Here is an 18,700-nt window from a genome sequence, read left to right as displayed (position 1 = left end):
ATCTAATAAATATGAGAGTACATATAATACGTCTGATTTCAATACAGCTTTGGAAACAGTCATTACAAAATAAGGCGGTTATTTTTCTTCTGTCTGTCCTGAGTATTCTGTTTGCCTTTGCCGCTTACACCGGAGGACAGGATTATAAAGTGCAGGAAGATATCAGAGTTAAACATCAGGTGGATGTACGTCATCAATGGGAAAGTAAACCGGATAAACATCCTCACAGAATGGCTCATTACGGTTATCTGATCTTCAGGGCAAGACACCCTTTGAGTTTTTTTGATTATGGTTTGGAACGGTACATGGGAAATTCCGTATTTCTGGAAGCGCATAAACAGAATACCGTTAATTTTTCAGAAGCGGGATTTTCATCCGGAATGCTAAGATTTGGAGAAGTGAGTATGGCAATGATTCTGCAAACCCTTATTCCGTTGTTTATATTTTTCCTGGGATTCAGCTGCATCTCTGCAGAACGGGAAAACAATACTCTGAAAGTACTGATCAGCCAGGGAGTACGATGGAAAGAGTTGCTCGCCGGAAAAATACTGGGACTGCTTGGTCTTGTCAGTCTGGTTTTTATTCCTGTCATGATCCTTTCTGCAATCCTGTGGTTTTCGCTGACCGGTTTTAAGAGTACTATTGATGAATTTTTACGTCTTTTTTGGATCGCTGCCGCTTATTTTATCTACTTTTTTATTGTATGCAGTGTGTGCGTGATTGTTTCTGCAGTAAGCCAAACTTCAAAATCTTCTTTAATAAAACTGATCGGTTTATGGCTTCTTTTCATTGTTATTATTCCGAGAACGGCACAGGCCTTCGGGGGCTATCTGTATCCGGCTCCGTCAAAAATAGATTTTGACACCAAAGTGGAAAACGAGCTGGTAAAAACAGGAGACAGCCACAATCCGAATGATGTGTATTACAAAGGAATAAAAGACTCTCTTCTACAGGCTTATCAGGTGAAAACAGTGGAAGAACTGCCCTTTAACTACAGCGGTTATATCATGGCCGAAGGTGAAAAGATAAGTTCAGGAATCTATAATAAACACTGGCAAAAACAGCTTGTTATTTACGAAGAACAAAACAGCATCAACCGCTCGCTCGCCTTTGTTAATCCTTTTCAGGCAATGAAAGACCTTTCGGCAGCTCTTACGGGATCAGATTTTAATTCCTATATCAGCTACCAGGAGCAGGTGGAAGAGTACAGATATCAATTGGCTCAGCTGATGAACAAACTGCAGATGGAAAATATAAGTAATAAAAAGCAACAGGCAAATGATAAACCTTATACCATCAGCAAAGATCACTGGAAAGAGCTTCCTGATTTTCGATACAGATTTATAAGTCAGACGATGTTGTTTCAGAATGAAATCACTTCTGTACTTTCTTTGCTTCTCTGGACATTGGGTCTCGTTGTTATTATTCATTTAATGTCTAAAACACTAAAAATAAATTAATCATGTACCTTTTATTATTTAAGAACTTCATTCGTTCCCAGTCTGCTTATTTGGGAATGCTGTTCCTGCTGTTATCAGGATTAGTCAGTATTTTTGTGGGAAGACAGTTTATCAATAAGCAAAAAGCCACTATTGAACATACAGCTGTATATCAGAGAGAACATATTCAGCGATATACAGGATATATAGAAAAAGACCTTGGTCTTTTGTTATACTATCTGAAATTTGGATTAGTCAACGAAACAGATCATCTGAATGCCCTGTCCATAGGTCAGAGAGATGTAAATCCTTCTATACAGAACCTAACGATAAGAAATCTGGAAGGACAGAAGTATGATACCGATCTTCAAAATCCGGTCAGTCTGCTTCTGGGGAGCTTGGATCTCGGTTTTGTGATCATTTTTCTCTTTCCGCTGGTGATTATTTCCTACTGTTACAATCTGTTGTCAGAAGAAAAAGAAGAAAGTACATGGATTCTTCTTTCTGTACAGTCGCCATCACCTTTCAGAATTTTGTATAAAAAGTTTGTGATCCGTTTTGCAGTTATTGCAGGAGTTTTGCTGTTTCTGATTATTCTGGCTGTTCCACTCCTGAATTTAAGTATCAACAGAGCATTAGCCGGTTTTTTTCTGGTTTCATTCTTTTATATTATCGTATGGTTTGCGATAAGCTTTTGGGTTGTTTCCTGGAATAAAAGCTCAAGAGCAGGCGCTGCAGGACTTTTGTGTTTCTGGATTGTACTCACCGTTATCCTTCCGGCTGTTCTCAATCATTTTATTTTAAGCCAATATCCGCTCCCGGAAGCGTTGGATACAGCGGTTGAGCAGAGAGAAGCGTATCATGAAAAATGGGATACCGATCAAAAGCCGACTTTAGAAAAATTTTACAAACACTATCCACAGTTCAGATCCTATGGTTTTCCGAAAGAAAGTTTCAACTGGCTTTGGTATTATGCCATGCAGCAGATGGGAGACGATGAATCCAAAATTCAGTCGGATCAGCTGAAAGCAAAGCTTTGGAAGCGGGAAGAAATGAGCAGGACGCTTTCTTATTTTGTTCCAGGACTTCATGCACAGCTTCAGTTAAATGATCTTACGGGTTCCGGATTGGCAGACCAGTTGAGGTTCACAAAGGCGGCAGAACATTTTCATGAAAGTAAACGACTCCTTTTTTATCCTAAAATCTTCGCAAACGAACCTACGGGAAGTATCAACTGGAAGCAATTTCAGCTGGAATACTACAATGAAAAGAGTAAAGTCAACTGGTTGGCGATGCTGGGGCCTCTATTGCTGTTCAGTTTGCTGTTTTATTTCATGGGAAGCATCAATTTCAGGAAGCAGGCGGCTTTGTAAGATTGTCCGTTTGAAGCATACTTTTTTGTATTTTAGGAGGTATGAAAATCATTATACTGTTAACTGCTTTATTCCCGGTTTTTATTTTCGGACAGCGATATATTTACGGGGTAGAATGTGTTTTGAGATCACTAAAAACCACCTGTATCAATAATGAAAGATTGATTTCTGAGATTAAATTTCCCAATTCTGATGATGCGTTGGTCATACAAAAACCAGTGGCCCTATACGGAAGATTTGAAGACCTGGAAAGAATCCGGTTGCCCCGGTTTTTTGAAGCCAATACCATTGATTTTAAATGTGGGGAGAAAGTGCAGTTTGAAACAAGCTATGAAGGAAATTTTTATTACGCACAGAAAAAAGAAGATAACAGAAAGCTGTACTTCATTAATGATGGACTGAATACGATATACAGAGGTACGGAAAAGATAGAAAGTTTCTCTCCCGATACGTTCAGTCCGGATATTAGGAATAAGTATCTTTCCTTCTACAGAAGCGACAAAGAAAATGATCCGGACTATGAAGTTCGATATTATTTCAGGGATAAAAACGGTGATCTGGTTTATTCTTTCCACCAGAGAGGAAATGAATTTGATGAATATACCTACGAATACACAGAACACAATTACGATCGGGTACTTTCTTCAGTTTATAAAAACGATATTCTGTTTGAAGAATATGAGTATTTTGAAAATGATGAAAGTTATAAACAGGTGATAAGCCAATACAGTGTTAATGTATCTTACCGTTTGGATAAAAAGCGACATTCGGTTTTAAAATCTTCTTCATTTTCTGACCCCCAAAAGGCCTGCCGTTGCCATGAGGGATCTATGACCGTCATAGAATTTTGGAATAAGAATAAATGTACAAGACAAATAGATGATATAATCCTTGTACAGAGCGACAGGACCTAATAAAAGATGTGAATTTTTAACAGAAACATAAAAAATGACGGTACGGTGGAGGAAAAAAAGAAGAAAATAGCATTTTAGTCTAAAATTTTTTAGCCGGAGCTAGGCTGGAATTACCATAAAACCTATATTTGCACCCTAAATTTTAAAAATAATGAAAGAACTAATTGAAAAAATCAACGCTGAATTCGAAGCGTTTGCAAGTGAGGCTAACCAACAAGCAGAAAAAGGAAACAAAGCTGCAGGTACAAGAGCTCGTAAATCAGCTTTAGAACTTAGCAAATTGTTCAAAGAATTCAGAAAAGTTTCAGTTGACGAAGCTAAAAAATAATTCGTTCCCCAGCCGGCTCATTGAGCCGGCTTTTTTTATATTCTTTTTTTCAGTAATCACCCTTTGAAATTTTCCCCTTTCCAGAAATCTGTAGTTTAAGTTTTGCTGTAGTTTTTTTCATGGAGCCACCACATTCCATTATCAAATCACCAGATTTTCCCTTTTAACGCTCCGTTCTCTTCTTCAATCCCACAAATTCTTTTATCTTTAAGCATTCAATATATGTTATGAAGATAAATAGATTTTTTGCTGTTCCAGCAGTTGTGCTGGCTGCCCAGTTCTCATGGGCGCAGGTGAAGGTAGATCCGAAAGAAAAACTGGACCCTATTGTAAAAAGCTTTGTAGATGAAATCAACAACAGTTCTCAGCTTGAAAATATGGCGTATGAGCTTCTGGATGGTATCGGACCTCGTCTTGTGGGAACTCCGGAAATGTTAGCTGCGAATGAATGGTCTGCTGCTAAACTCCGTTCATGGGGAATAGAATCCAACCTTCAGCAGTTCGGAACATGGAAAGGATGGCAGCGTGGCATTACGCATGTAGATATGACGTATCCGCGTGTAAAATCATTGGCTGCCACACAGCTTGCCTGGAGTCCGGCGACGAAAAAAGCAGTAGAAGCTGAGGTGGTAGTGCTTCCAAAAGTTTCTTCTAAAGCAGAATTTGATGCATGGCTTCCTTCTGCGAAAGGAAAAATAGTGCTTATCGCGCAATACCAGAAAATCGGACGTTCTGATGAGCAGATCAAAGAATTTGCCACTCCGGAACTGTACGAAAAACTGAAAGCAGAAAAAGAACAGGCTTCCAAGGACTTCCGCGATTATGTGAAAAATATCGGCTATGATAATAATACGCTTCCTGAAGCATTGGAAAAAGCAGGAGCAGCCGCAATCGCTATTTCAAACTGGACGGGAATCATGGGCGCAAACAGAATTTTTGGGGCCAAAACCTCAAAAATCCCAATGATCGACATTGATGTTGAGGATTATGGAATGCTTTACAGAATGGCAGAAAATGGAGCTAAGCCTAAAATTAAAGTTGAAGCACAGTCCAGGATTCTTCCCGATGCAAAAAACTTTAATACCATCGGAATCATTAAAGGAAAGGAAAAGCCTGAAGAATATGTGATTCTTTCCGCCCACCTTGATTCGTGGGACGGAGCACAGGGAGCCACAGACAACGGAACGGGTACGCTTACGATGCTTGAGGCAATGAGAATCCTGAAGAAATATTATCCAAACAACAAGAGAACCATCGTTGTAGGACTTTGGGGAAGTGAAGAGCAGGGACTGAATGGCTCAAGAGGCTTTGTAGCAGACAATCCTCAGATTATGAAAGGAACACAGGCCGTGTTCAATCAGGATAATGGAACAGGGCGCGTGATCAATATCAGCGGGCAGGGATTCGTTGATTCTTACCGCTATATTGGAAAATGGCTCAACGGAGTTCCTAAAACAGTTAGAGATCAGATTAAAACAGATTTCCCTGGAATGCCGGGTGGTGGTGGCTCTGACCATGCTTCATTTGTGGCAGCAGGGGTACCAGGATTTTCTCTGAGCTCCCTGAACTGGGGATATTTCGGTTATACATGGCACACCACAAAAGACACCTACGATAAGATCGTTTTTGATGAGGTAAAAAATAATGTGGTTTTAACCGCTGCATTGGCCTATATGGCATCAGAAGATCCTGAATTTACAAGCAGAGAAAGAAGAGTGATGCCTCAGGACGATAAAGGCGCAACGGTGAAATGGCCGGAAGCTAAGGAGCCGAAGAGAGATTCTAAGGAGTATAAATAAAGGGGATAGACGTCAGATATTAGATGTCAGACACCAGACGTAAGATTTCAGACTAAGATTAAGATTAATTTTGGGACTGGGACTGAATAATGATATTACGGCGCACTCGTAATACTGTTTTTGTCACCATCCTTTACAATATAAAAGGCTGTACAGATTATTATTGTACAGCCTTTGTTTTTTTTTGGGTAAAGAAGATTTTTGATCTCCTGCCTTTTATTTTCTTTAACAATGTAGGTTTTGCAGATTTTGTTGTTCAGATTCATACTGAAATGCATCTCAGTAAATTCTTTTTCCCAATTATCATTTGCCAGCGGGATGTAATCTGAAAAGATAGGCCAGAAATTCGCTAGGCACAAAAAGTTTCTTTTTAAAGATAACCAGAGACCCGGATCATTTCCAAAATCATCAATCACTTTTATTTTAAATATACTCTTTCCTAGAGTCGTTCCCCAATACCATTCGCATAGAGTCCCCGAAATAATAGCACAGGGAATGGAATACAGAAAACTGATGATCGCTATTTTTCCAAACAGAAAGAAGAAGATAAGGAAGAAGGGTAGGACGTCAATGAGCTTAGCAAAAAGCCTTTTTCTTTCATTGCCTTTATAAGTAGTCTCATTGGGAAAATCATATTCAAAAGAATTATAAATCCTGTATCCGAATTCATCAAACTGACGGGTTGGCCTGGGGATCATTCTTCTGTTCTTAAGTTCTGATATTCTCATTGGTTCTCTTATGATTCTGTTTATTTCATGGCCTGAATCTTTTTCTTAAGTTTAAAAATGGAGGTTTAAACAAATAATTCCAGATCAGAAAACTTTGAAACAGAAGGTTTGTAATCAGCTGTCCTCAGCTTTCCGAAGCCGTATTCGCAGAAAATAAAAGGTAGGCTGTTTGCTTTTGCAGAATCGTAATCGGTTTGTGTATCACCAATATAAACTGAGTTTTCAATGCTTAAATGATTTCTTTCCATAATCAGATGAATATTCTCTGACTTCGGTTTTTTAGTCCGGCCGTGGGATTCAATGTCTGTAAAAAGATCGTTGAACTGATAGTATTCTAAAAATGCTTCGATGTAGCCGTCCTGACAATTGCTCACAATAAAAAGTTGGTGGTCTTTTGCTAAATTCTTTAAGGTTTCTGCCACTCCGGTATAGAGAATACCACCTTCAAGATGCAGGATTTTATTTTCATGTTGAATGATTTCGGAAAGAACTTCGTGAACCTGCTGATTGGAAATACCGGGAACGATAGCTTTTAGAATAGTATCGGCCAGTAATCCCATGTATTGGTCCATATCTTCAGGCTTCAAATCCTTGTCGATCAATTGGTATTTATTTAAAACCTGATTCCAGATTTTAATGATGGTAGCTCTGGAATCCCAAAGCGTTCCGTCTAAATCGAAAATTAAATTTTTATAGCTCAAAATGTATTGTTACTTGGTTGGTATTATTGAAGATCTTTATAAAGCAGAACTTATAAAATCATACTTAGCTGCACTCTTTTTCTTGCCTCATCTACTTCCGTTACTTTTACGCGCACATGCTGATGAAGTTTGACCACTTCATTCACATCAGAGACAAATCCTTCTTTCAGTTGAGAAATGTGAACCAGCCCGCTTTCCTTGATTCCCATATCTACAAAACATCCGAATGCTGTAATGTTATTGACAATTCCGGGAAGGATCATGCCTGGTTTCAAATCCCGGATGCTTTTTACATTAGGATCAAATTCAAATACTTTGGCCGCTTTTCTGGGGTCTAAGCCTGGTTTTTCAAGCTCTTTTAAAATATCCTTGATCCCTAAAATTCCGATCTCTTCTGTAATATAATTTTCAGGCTTTACTAAAGCTGTTTTTTCCTTACTGCCAATCAGTTCATTGGTTTTAATGCCCAAATCTTTAGCCATTTTTTCTACAATGCCATAAGCTTCCGGATGCACGGCAGAATTGTCCAGAGGATTTTTAGCATTGGTAATTCTTACAAACGCTGCGGCCTGTTGATAAGCCTTTTCACCCAGTCTTGGCACTTTCTTAAGCTGCTTTCTATCTTCAAAAGCACCATTTTCAGTACGGTAGTTAACGATGTTTTCCGCCATTTTTTCTCCGATTCCAGAAACATAGCTCAACAATGATTTACTGGCTGTATTTAAATTGATTCCTACGGAGTTCACACACTTCATCACCGTTGAGTCAAGTTCGTTTTTCAACTGGGTTTGATCTACATCATGCTGATACTGTCCCACACCAATGGATTTGGCATCAATTTTTACCAACTCTGCAAGCGGATCTGCCAGTCTTCTTCCGATAGAAACGGCACCCCGTACCGTCACATCATACGATGGAAACTCGTCTCTTGCGATTTTACTTGCAGAATAGACCGATGCTCCAGCTTCCGAAACTACAAAAACCTGCAATGGTTTATCAAAAGCTATTTTTTTAATGAAAAATTCCGTTTCACGGCTTGCTGTTCCGTTTCCTATGGAGATGGCCTCAATATTATAAGCATTCACCATAGAGCGGATCTTTTTCATTGCCATTCCACTTTCATTCTGAGGAGCGTGAGGGTAGAGGGTTTCATTGTGGAGCAGATCGCCTTTTTCGTCAATACAGACCACTTTACATCCGCTTTTGTATCCTGGATCGATGGCTAAAATTCTTTTTTCTCCTAAAGGCGGAGCAAGAAGCAACTGACTTAGGTTTTCAGAAAATATTTCAATCGCTTTTTTATCCGCTTTTTCTTTGGCTTCCTGTAAAGCCTCATTTGAAATGGCGGGTTCTAAAAGTCTTTTGTAGCTGTCTTTGATCGCCAGCGCGATCTGTTCCGAACTTTCATTGTTGGATTTAATGATGGCTTTCTCTATAAAATCAACGGCTTCATCTTTATCAATACCAATATTTACTTTCACAAAACCTTCCGATTCAGCTCTCAGCATGGCCAAAAGCCTGTGAGAGGGAGTTCTGCTCAAACTTTCTTCCCATTCAAAATACTGCGAGAATTTTTGTGCATTTTCTTCATCTTTTTTAGCCTTGACCGCTTTAGAAGTGATCAATGCTTTACGCTGAAACAGTCGGCGAAGATTTTTACGGACGTACATATTTTCATTGATCCATTCCGCCATGATATCTCTTGCGCCCTGTAGTGCCTCCTCCTCTGAAGAAATGTCATTGTTCACATATTTGGAGGCCAGAAACTGCAGATCATTGCTTTTCTGACTCATAATGATCCTGGCTAAAGGTTCCAGTCCTTTTTCTTTAGCGGTATCTGCTTTCGTTTTTCTGCGTTTTTTGAAGGGCAGGTATAAATCTTCAAGCTCCAGGATATCAAAACTTTCTTCAATCCTTTGTTTCAATTCCGGAGTTAAAGCATTCTGCTCTTCAATTGATTTGAGGATGCTTTCCTTTCGCTTTACAATTTCTTCAAACTGTTTGCTGATTTTGGAGATCTGTTCGATCTGAACTTCATCCAGATTTCCGGTCTTATCTTTTCTGTAACGGGAAATAAAAGGAATAGTGCAGTCTTCTGCTAATAATTGGAGGGTATTGTTGATGCTCTTTTCGGATATGTTGAGCTGTTGTTGTATAAAGGTTACGGTCGTCATTATTTTGTTTTCGGAAGGCTAAAATAAGGCTTTATAATGAAAAAAGGCGAGTTGCCCCGCCTTGAATGTTTTCACAACGGAATAATCCTTATTGTGAATTGCTTTTCAAAATTATTGATACAAATATAAGAGAAAAATTATATAGTTGATTTACGGAAAACCTCATTTTTAATAAATTTTTTCTTTCTATTTTTATGTTGTATCAAAAATTATATTGATGATTAAAAATATACTTGGATTAGACTTGGGGACCAACTCAATTGGTTGGGCGTTAATTAAACAAGATTTTGAAAATAAGCAAGGCGAAATTCTTGGGATGGGAAGTAGGATTATTCCTATGGACGTAGGAGATATGGGGAAGTTTGCTGAAGGAGCAGCAGTTTCCAAAACTGCTGACAGAACAAAGTATAGAAGCGTAAGAAGATTGCGTGAACGGTTTCTTTTGAGGAGAGAAAGGCTTCATCGAGTTTTAAATATTATGAATTTTCTTCCTAAGAATTATGCTTCGCAAATTGATTTTAATAATAGATTTGGGAAATTCAAAGAAGAAACCGAACCGAAATTAGCTTATGATACGGAAGGATTTATTTTTAAAAATTCTTTTGAAGAAATGCTTATTGATTTTAAAAATCATCAACCTCAGCTTTTAGAAAACAATAAGAAAATTCCTTACGACTGGACGATTTATTATCTCCGCAAAAAAGCGCTTTCCAAAAAAATAGAGAAAGAGGAACTGGCTTGGATTCTTTTAAATTTTAATCAAAAACGTGGGTATTATCAATCGCGTGGCGAGGAAGAAGAAGAAAATTCGAATAAATTGGTTGAGTTTTATTCTTTAAAAATTGTAGATGTTTTGGCAGATGAACCTCAAAAAGGGAAATCTGATATTTGGTATTCTTTGGTTTTGGAAAATGGTTGGATTTACAGACGTTCGAGTAAAATGCCTTTGTTTGATTGGAAAGATAAAACAAGAGATTTCATTGTCACAACTGATTTGAATGATGATGGAAGCATTAAAACCGATAAAGACGGAAATGAAAAAAGAAGTTTTAGAGCTCCCGCTGAAACGGATTGGACACTTGTAAAGAAAAAAACCGAACAGGAAATCGATAAATCTCACAAAACTGTCGGAACCTATATTTATGAAACGCTTTTTCAAAATCCGAAACAAAAAATCAAAGGAAAATTGGTCCGGACGATTGAAAGAAAATTTTATAAAGATGAGCTCAAACAAATCTTAGAAAAGCAGAAAGAATTTCATCAGGAGCTAAAAAATGATGATTTGTATAATGATTGCGTTCGTGAATTGTATAGGAATAATGAAGCGCATCAACTGACTTTAAGCAAAAAAGAATTTGTACATCTTCTAATGGAAGATCTAATTTTCTATCAAAGACCTTTGAGAAGTCAGAAATCATCTATCTCAAACTGTACTTTGGAGTTTAGAAAGTACAAAGATGAAAATGGAGTAGAGCACACTCAGTTTTTAAAAGCGATTCCGAAATCGAATCCGTATTATCAGGAATTTCGCATCTGGCAATGGATTTTTAATTTAAATATTTATAAAAGAGACGATGACTCCAATATTACAAATGATTTTTTAAATTCGACAGAAGATTTTGAAAGTTTGTTTGAGTTCTTGAATAACCGAAAGGAAGTTGAACAAAAAGCTTTGCTGAAACATTTTAAGCTAAATGAAAAAACGCATCGCTGGAATTTTGTAGAAGCCAAAAAATATCCCTGTAATGAGACCAAAACGATGATTTCTTCAAGGTTAGATAAAGTCGAAAATATTTCTGATGATTTCCTGACGAGAGAAATTGAGCAGAAGATTTGGCACATCATCTATTCTGTAAATGATAAAATTGAATATGAAAAAGCTTTAAAGTCTTTTGCAGGAAAAAATAATCTGGATGAAAGTTCTTTCTTCGAAGCTTTCAAAAAGTTCCCACCGTTTAAAAGTGAATTTGGTTCTTTTTCAGAGAAAGCGATTAAAAAATTGTTGCCGTTGATGCGATTGGGAAAATTTTGGAATTACGAAAATATCAATGATTATTCAAAAGATAGAATTCAGAAAATTATCACCGGAGAATTTGACGAAAATATCAAAGATAAAGTAAGAGAAAAAGCCATTAATCTTACTACTGAAAGCCATTTTCAAGGTTTGCAATTGTGGCTGGCTCAATACATTGTTTACGGCAGGCACTCTGAAGCATCGATGATTGGAAAATGGAATTCAGCAGATGATTTGGAAGAATTTTTAAAAGAATTCAAACAACATTCGCTTCGTAACCCGATTGTGGAACAGGTGATTACAGAAACACTTCGTGTGGTTAAAGATATTTGGCTGAAATACGGAAATGGTGCTAAAGATTTCTTCAATGAAATTCATATTGAACTCGGGCGTGAAATGAAAAATACAGCCGAAGACCGCAAGCAAATTACCAATATGGTTACGGAAAATGAAAATACGAATCTTCGTATCAAAGCTCTTTTGGCTGAAATGATGAATGACAATTCAGTGGAAAATGTTCGCCCGTATTCTCCGATGCAACAGGAGATTTTGAAAATTTATGAAGATGGAATTTTAAAATCGGATATAGAAATTGAGGATGATATTTTGAAAATCACCAAAACAGCCCAACCTTCGTCATCTGATTTAAAAAGATACAAACTCTGGCTGGAGCAAAAGTATAAATCGCCTTATACAGGACAAATTATTCCTTTAAATAAATTGTTCACGCCAGAATATGAAATTGAACATATCATTCCGCAAAGTCGATATTTTGATGACAGTTTTAGCAATAAAATCATTTGCGAATCGGCAGTTAATAAATTGAAAGATAATTATATAGGACTTGGGTTTATAAAACAATTTGGAGGAACTATTGTTGAGTGTGGTTTTGGAAAAAGTGTGAAGGTTTTTGAAGCAGAAGAATATGAAGATTTCGTCAAAAAACATTACGCCAATAATCGAGGCAAAAAAAACAAACTCCTTTTAGAAGAAATTCCTGAAAAAATGATTGAACGCCAAATGAACGATACACGTCATATCAGCAAGTATATTTCTGGCGTTTTATCCAATATTGTGAGGGTAGAAGATGGTTCGGATGAAGGTGTGAATTCAAAAAATATCGTTCCAGGAAATGGAAAGATTACCACTCAATTAAAACAAGATTGGGGTTTAAATGATGTTTGGAATGAATTGATTTTGCCACGTTTTGAAAGAATGAATCAATTGACCAATTCAACAGATTTTACTGCTTGGAATGAGAATCATCAGAAATTTTTACCAACCGTTCCAATTGAATTTTCCAAAGGATTTTCAAAGAAAAGGATAGACCATCGCCATCACGCTTTGGATGCTTTGGTTATTGCTTGTGCGACGAAAGAGCATGTGAATCTGTTGAACAATCAGTCAGCAAAATCTGATACCAAACGCTACGATTTGAAAAAGAAACTGATGAAGTTTGAAAAGGTTGTTTACAATCATCCGCAAACCGGAGAAAGAATAGAACGAGAAGTTCCGAAACAATTTTTAAAACCTTGGGATAATTTCACAGTTGAAGCAAAAAGTAGTTTAGATAAAATTATTGTAAGCTTTAAACAGAATCTTCGTGTTATCAATAAAGCGACTAATTATTATGAAAAATATGTAGAAAAAGATGGTGTGAAAACCAAAGAAAGAGTAGAACAGACGGGAACGAATTGGGCGATAAGAAAATCATTACACGAAGAAACCGTTTCGGGTAAAATTGATTTACCTTGGGTAGAAAAGAGCAATGGAGAATTTATTACTGCCACAAGAAAATCTTTGGATACAAGCTTCAATTTGGAAAAAATCAAAAAGATTACGGATACTGGAATTCATAAAATCCTCAGAAATTATCTTGAGGCAAGAGATGATAATCCTGAATTGGCTTTTTCACCAGAAGGAATTGAAGACTTGAATAAAAATATTGAAAAGTATAATGATGGTAAATCACATCAGCCAATTATCAAAGTTCGACTATATGAAAAAGGAAAGGGACGATTTGCTTTAGGACAAACGGGAAATAAAATTGATAAATATGTACAAGGTTCTCCAAATTTATTTTTTGCAATATATAAAGATGAGAATGGAAAAAAGAAATTTGAAAGTATTCGTTTAGATATTGTTATTGAAAGATTAAGGCAAGGCTTACAAGCAGTTCCTGAAACTAATGAACATGGAGTTTCTTTATATCAAAACTTATCTCCTTTAGATTTAGTTTATATTCCAACAGAAGACGAGTTGGGATCACCAAATCTCATTGATTTCAGCAAGTTAAATAAGTCGCAATTAGAGAGGATTTATAATGTAAATGACTTTTCAGGATACACAATTTATTTCAGCCAAAATTCATTTGCTAAAAATATTTATCCTAAAGAAATGGATATGGCTTGGAACGAAAAGAAACAAAAAGCTTCAGGTTCATTCGATTCTAAAACAGCTTCTTACAATAAAAGATCTATAAAAGATATTTTTATTAAAGTAAAAATTGATCGTTTAGGTAATATCTTGAATCAGTAAAATATATTATGATCACTCGCTCCATCTATATCGGCAATCCTGCATATCTGAAACTCAAAGACGAGCAGATGAAGATCCTTTGTCCTGAAACCAAGACAGAAAAGGGGAGTGTTCCTGTGGAAGATTTGGGCTTGCTGATGTTGGATCATTTTCAAATAACAATTTCACACAATTTAATTCAAAAAATGATGGGAAATAATGTGGTGGTAATAAGTTGTGATCATCATCATTTGCCCCATGGAATGATGTTGCCACTTTATGGTCATACAGAACATTCTGATAGGGTAAAAGATCAGCTGGAGGCAAGTGAACCTTTGAAAAAACAACTCTGGAAGCAAACCATAGAATGTAAGATTGAAAATCAGAAAAATGTTTTAGTGAAATTAGGAAACTATCACGAACCAATGATTGGGTATCAAAATAATGTAAAGTCCGGTGATATTACCAATATGGAAGGAATTGCAGCGCAGCATTACTGGAAATATCTTATTAGTCTGGATTTTTTAAGGGAACGTTTCGGAGATTCACCCAATCAGTTTTTCAATTTTGGATATTCCGTTTTGAGAAGTATTGTAGCAAGAGCAATAGTTGAAACAGGTTTACTACCCGTTCTCGGAATTTTTCATAAAAGTAAATATAATCCTTACTGCCTCGCTGATGATCTGATGGAACCTTATCGCCCATTTGTTGATCTATTAGTCATGCAATGGCTGCAAACAAATCCTGAAACAGAAGAATTAAATAAAGAATTTAAAGCGCATATTCTTCAAATAGCAACGAAAGATGTGAAGATTGATGACAAAATAAGACCATTATTGGTCGCTATAAAAACAACGGTCACTTCGCTTTATAAATGCTATACCGGAGAAAAACGTCTTATTTCTTATCCTGAACTGATATGAATGCCGAAAGGTTTAATGCTTACCGAATTATGTGGGTTTTAGTATTATATGATTTACCGACCGAGACTAAAGCTAACATGAAGGATGCGAATCGCTTTCGGAAGGCTTTAATCGATGATGGATTTACATTGTTTCAGTTTTCGATGTATGTCCGCCATTGTCCAAGTCGTGAAAATGCTGAGGTTCATATTAAAAGACTAAAATTCATGTTGCCAAAAGCAGGAAAAGTGGCCATTATGTGTATTACGGATAAGCAATTTGGCGATATTGAAATTTTCTTTGCCAGAAATAAAGAAGAGCCACCTCCAACCTTCCAACAGCTTGAATTATTCTAAATTTTAAATCCTAAAAACAAAAACAATCTACTGATTTTCAGTAGATTGTTTTTTGAGGCTGTGACTAATCACGAAGATAATAATTTTTGAAAGCAATTCACAACATAAAGCCCTTTCGGGTGTGTTTCCGGTGTGCTGTGACTAATCACGAAGATAATAATTTTTGAAAGCAATTCACAACCTTCGATAATGATTGAATATCCAACTGATGGCTGTGACTAATCACGAAGATAATAATTTTTGAAAGCAATTCACAACATGTGTTTACTTGGGTTCGGTAACTGGATGGCTGTGACTAATCACGAAGATAATAATTTTTGAAAGCAATTCACAACCATGTGCGAACTGCTGCTTTCCAGTCTTTCGCTGTGACTAATCACGAAGATAATAATTTTTGAAAGCAATTCACAACAAACATTCCACTCAGAATACTTGACTTCATGCTGTGACTAATCACGAAGATAATAATTTTTGAAAGCAATTCACAACAGCTTTTCTATTTTTCTTGTCAGTTCTAATGCTGTGACTAATCACGAAGATAATAATTTTTGAAAGCAATTCACAACTTTTTCTATTTGCTTCAAATACCAGAGAAGGCTGTGACTAATCACGAAGATAATAATTTTTGAAAGCAATTCACAACACCATCAAAGAAAACGCTGATTATAAAAAAGCTGTGACTAATCACGAAGATAATAATTTTTGAAAGCAATTCACAACATCTGAATCAATTGGTTTAATCCAAACACCGCTGTGACTAATCACGAAGATAATAATTTTTGAAAGCAATTCACAACGTATGGTTGCTAAAAATGAGACTCACAACCGCTGTGACTAATCACGAAGATAATAATTTTTGAAAGCAATTCACAACTATTACGGTGTAAAGATATAATCTTTTTTAGCTGTGACTAATCACGAAGATAATAATTTTTGAAAGCAATTCACAACCATGTGTGATAATGCTTGCACAGAACACCGGCTGTGACTAATCACGAAGATAATAATTTTTGAAAGCAATTCACAACTATTACAAAAAAAGCCTTCTTAATTGAGGGGCTGTGACTAATCACGAAGATAATAATTTTTGAAAGCAATTCACAACGACAAGATTATTGTACTCCGAAACCCTAACGCTGTGACTAATCACGAAGATAATAATTTTTGAAAGCAATTCACAACACTTAACGAAATCAGGAGTTACTCCTGGAAGCTGTGACTAATCACGAAGATAATAATTTTTGAAAGCAATTCACAACATGATCAGTATCAAGCCGATGTTTCATTGAGCTGTGACTAATCACGAAGATAATAATTTTTGAAAGCAATTCACAACTAATTCTCTACGTGTATTAATAATTGAAAAGCTGTGACTAATCACGAAGATAATAATTTTTGAAAGCAATTCACAACTGAAATTTCTGGGTTCTAAAATCCAGTCGAGCTGTGACTAATCACGAAGATAATAATTTTTGAAAGCAATTCACAACCTTCAAAATCAATTGGTATATCATCGGAATGCTGTGACTAATCACGAAGATAATAATTTTTGAAAGCAATTCACAACTTAACTCACTCATAAGTTGATTGTAAGAAGGCTGTGACTAATCACGAAGATAATAATTTTTGAAAGCAATTCACAACTTCTTTCTTACAAAAGACAAGACCCATGTTGCTGTGACTAATCACGAAGATAATAATTTTTGAAAGCAATTCACAACGGAACGTATATTCTTAACTCATTTTCAAATGCTGTGACTAATCACGAAGATAATAATTTTTGAAAGCAATTCACAACTTCGGAAAGGATTATAATCCCCACTTTGGAGCTGTGACTAATCACGAAGATAATAATTTTTGAAAGCAATTCACAACCAGAATTGAAGGGTATTAAAAAAGCCTCCCGGCTGTGACTAATCACGAAGATAATAATTTTTGAAAGCAATTCACAACAAACCTCTACCATCTTTTATGGTTTTACCGGCTGTGACTAATCACGAAGATAATAATTTTTGAAAGCAATTCACAACTCGGTTGATTGTTTGTATACTGGAATACACGCTGTGACTAATCACGAAGATAATAATTTTTGAAAGCAATTCACAACAACAAATAAATCATCATCCATATTGGATAAGCTGTGACTAATCACGAAGATAATAATTTTTGAAAGCAATTCACAACTTGGTCAAAGTACAAATGTAGAGAAAAGGTGCTGTGACTAATCACGAAGATAATAATTTTTGAAAGCAATTCACAACGAACAATTAGAAGGTCTTAAGAGTGACCTTGCTGTGACTAATCACGAAGATAATAATTTTTGAAAGCAATTCACAACATACAAATACATATTCTGTTGTCATCTTCCGCTGTGACTAATCACGAAGATAATAATTTTTGAAAGCAATTCACAACCAGCGTGATGCCATAAACCAGAGTCATAGTGCTGTGACTAATCACGAAGATAATAATTTTTGAAAGCAATTCACAACAGTATAAAAGAGTTAAAAAAATCTCTGGAAGCTGTGACTAATCACGAAGATAATAATTTTTGAAAGCAATTCACAACCTGCACCAAAGTTTGGAGTAACAGCATTCAGCTGTGACTAATCACGAAGATAATAATTTTTGAAAGCAATTCACAACTAACATTTATGAGGCACCACATCGAAGAAGGCTGTGACTAATCACGAAGATAATAATTTTTGAAAGCAATTCACAACTGAAAACGCAAATAGTTCATCTTCGCTTTCGCTGTGACTAATCACGAAGATAATAATTTTTGAAAGCAATTCACAACTGACATATAAAATTGATGTGTGCTATAATAGCTGTGACTAATCACGAAGATAATAATTTTTGAAAGCAATTCACAACATACAAATACATATTCTGTTGTCATCTTCCGCTGTGACTAATCACGAAGATAATAATTTTTGAAAGCAATTCACAACGTAAAGTCAGCCTAAAGGCACCATCATATAGCTGTGACTAATCACGAAGATAATAATTTTTGAAAGCAATTCACAACTGAAAAAGATGCCCTTCGATAATAACTTCCGCTGTGACTAATCACGAAGATAATAATTTTTGAAAGCAATTCACAACAATTCCAGTGCACCTTCGCCGAACGCCTTGGCTGTGACTAATCACGAAGATAATAATTTTTGAAAGCAATTCACAACCGTCAACGTGAAACGATGTACTATCTTGACGCTGTGACTAATCACGAAGATAATAATTTTTGAAAGCAATTCACAACAAAACTGCTTTCATTCTGACGAAGGAGGATGCTGTGACTAATCACGAAGATAATAATTTTTGAAAGCAATTCACAACCAATGTCATTCACACGCGTTCCCAGATCACGCTGTGACTAATCACGAAGATAATAATTTTTGAAAGCAATTCACAACAGCAAATGTAAATAGCTGTTTTTCTGGTAAGCTGTGACT

At 36.1% G+C, this 18,700-nt stretch carries 11 protein-coding genes and 1 CRISPR repeat array (1 of these 12 running past the window's edge); of the genes, 8 read left to right on the top strand and 3 right to left on the bottom strand.

The genetic code is table 11. The annotated features are described in order from the left end of the window. Positions 1-11: 11 nt before the first annotated feature. From BUC06_RS08500 to BUC06_RS08480, 5 genes are all read left to right on the top strand, one after another. Positions 12-1,460 carry a DUF3526 domain-containing protein gene (locus BUC06_RS08500; RefSeq protein WP_073332474.1) on the top strand — a complete coding sequence of 483 codons (1,449 nt, stop codon included), beginning with the start codon at positions 12-14 and terminating at the stop codon, positions 1,458-1,460. A 2-nt stretch (positions 1,461-1,462) separates the two neighbouring features. Beyond that, the gene (locus BUC06_RS08495) at positions 1,463-2,812 is read left to right on the top strand and encodes a DUF3526 domain-containing protein (protein ID WP_073332471.1); all 1,350 of its coding nucleotides are present in this window, start codon (positions 1,463-1,465) and stop codon (positions 2,810-2,812) included. 41 nt (positions 2,813-2,853) lie between these two features. After that, positions 2,854-3,726, top strand: coding sequence for a hypothetical protein (locus tag BUC06_RS08490; RefSeq protein WP_073332469.1), 873 nt, complete (start codon positions 2,854-2,856; stop codon positions 3,724-3,726). Between the two features lie 151 nt (positions 3,727-3,877). Further along, complete coding sequence (locus BUC06_RS08485; RefSeq protein ID WP_073332466.1) at positions 3,878-4,054, top strand: histone H1; 177 nt, start codon at positions 3,878-3,880, stop codon at positions 4,052-4,054. A 227-nt stretch (positions 4,055-4,281) separates the two neighbouring features. Then, on the top strand, positions 4,282-5,853 hold the full coding sequence (locus tag BUC06_RS08480) for a M20/M25/M40 family metallo-hydrolase (RefSeq protein ID WP_073332464.1): 1,572 nt from the start codon (positions 4,282-4,284) through the stop codon (positions 5,851-5,853). Between the two features lie 95 nt (positions 5,854-5,948). Here the strand turns inward: BUC06_RS08480 and BUC06_RS08475 are convergent, their stop codons facing one another. The 3 genes from BUC06_RS08475 to BUC06_RS08465 form a co-directional block, all read right to left on the bottom strand. Next, on the bottom strand, positions 5,949-6,581 hold the full coding sequence (locus BUC06_RS08475) for an RDD family protein (RefSeq protein ID WP_073332461.1): 633 nt from the start codon (positions 6,579-6,581) through the stop codon (positions 5,949-5,951). 65 nt (positions 6,582-6,646) lie between these two features. Further along, complete coding sequence (locus BUC06_RS08470) at positions 6,647-7,282, bottom strand: HAD family hydrolase (RefSeq protein WP_073332459.1); 636 nt, start codon at positions 7,280-7,282, stop codon at positions 6,647-6,649. A 50-nt stretch (positions 7,283-7,332) separates the two neighbouring features. Then, positions 7,333-9,456, bottom strand: coding sequence for a Tex family protein (locus BUC06_RS08465; protein WP_073332456.1), 2,124 nt, complete (start codon positions 9,454-9,456; stop codon positions 7,333-7,335). Between the two features lie 217 nt (positions 9,457-9,673). Here BUC06_RS08465 and cas9 point away from each other — a divergent pair, with 217 nt between their 5' ends. From cas9 to cas2, 3 genes are read left to right on the top strand one after another with little or no spacing between them, the layout of a single operon-like run. After that, on the top strand, positions 9,674-14,008 hold the full coding sequence (gene cas9 / locus BUC06_RS08460; protein WP_228423660.1) for a type II CRISPR RNA-guided endonuclease Cas9: 4,335 nt from the start codon (positions 9,674-9,676) through the stop codon (positions 14,006-14,008). Positions 14,009-14,016: 8 nt separating this feature from the next. Further along, positions 14,017-14,910 carry a type II CRISPR-associated endonuclease Cas1 gene (cas1, locus tag BUC06_RS08455; RefSeq protein ID WP_073332453.1) on the top strand — a complete coding sequence of 298 codons (894 nt, stop codon included), beginning with the start codon at positions 14,017-14,019 and terminating at the stop codon, positions 14,908-14,910. Then, positions 14,907-15,245, top strand: a complete 339-nt coding sequence (gene cas2 / locus BUC06_RS08450) for a CRISPR-associated endonuclease Cas2 (RefSeq protein WP_073332451.1) — start codon at positions 14,907-14,909, stop codon at positions 15,243-15,245. Before cas1 ends, cas2 begins: the two co-directional genes overlap by 4 nt. A 57-nt stretch (positions 15,246-15,302) precedes the next feature. Beyond that, a CRISPR array of direct repeats spans positions 15,303-18,700; the repeat unit is 47 nt; unit sequence GCTGTGACTAATCACGAAGATAATAATTTTTGAAAGCAATTCACAAC; it runs 577 nt beyond the window's last position.

This window comes from Chryseobacterium carnipullorum (assembly GCF_900142785.1).
Classification (GTDB): Bacteria; Bacteroidota; Bacteroidia; order Flavobacteriales; family Weeksellaceae; genus Chryseobacterium; species Chryseobacterium carnipullorum.
This window is presented reverse-complemented; position numbering and strand designations above follow the sequence as displayed.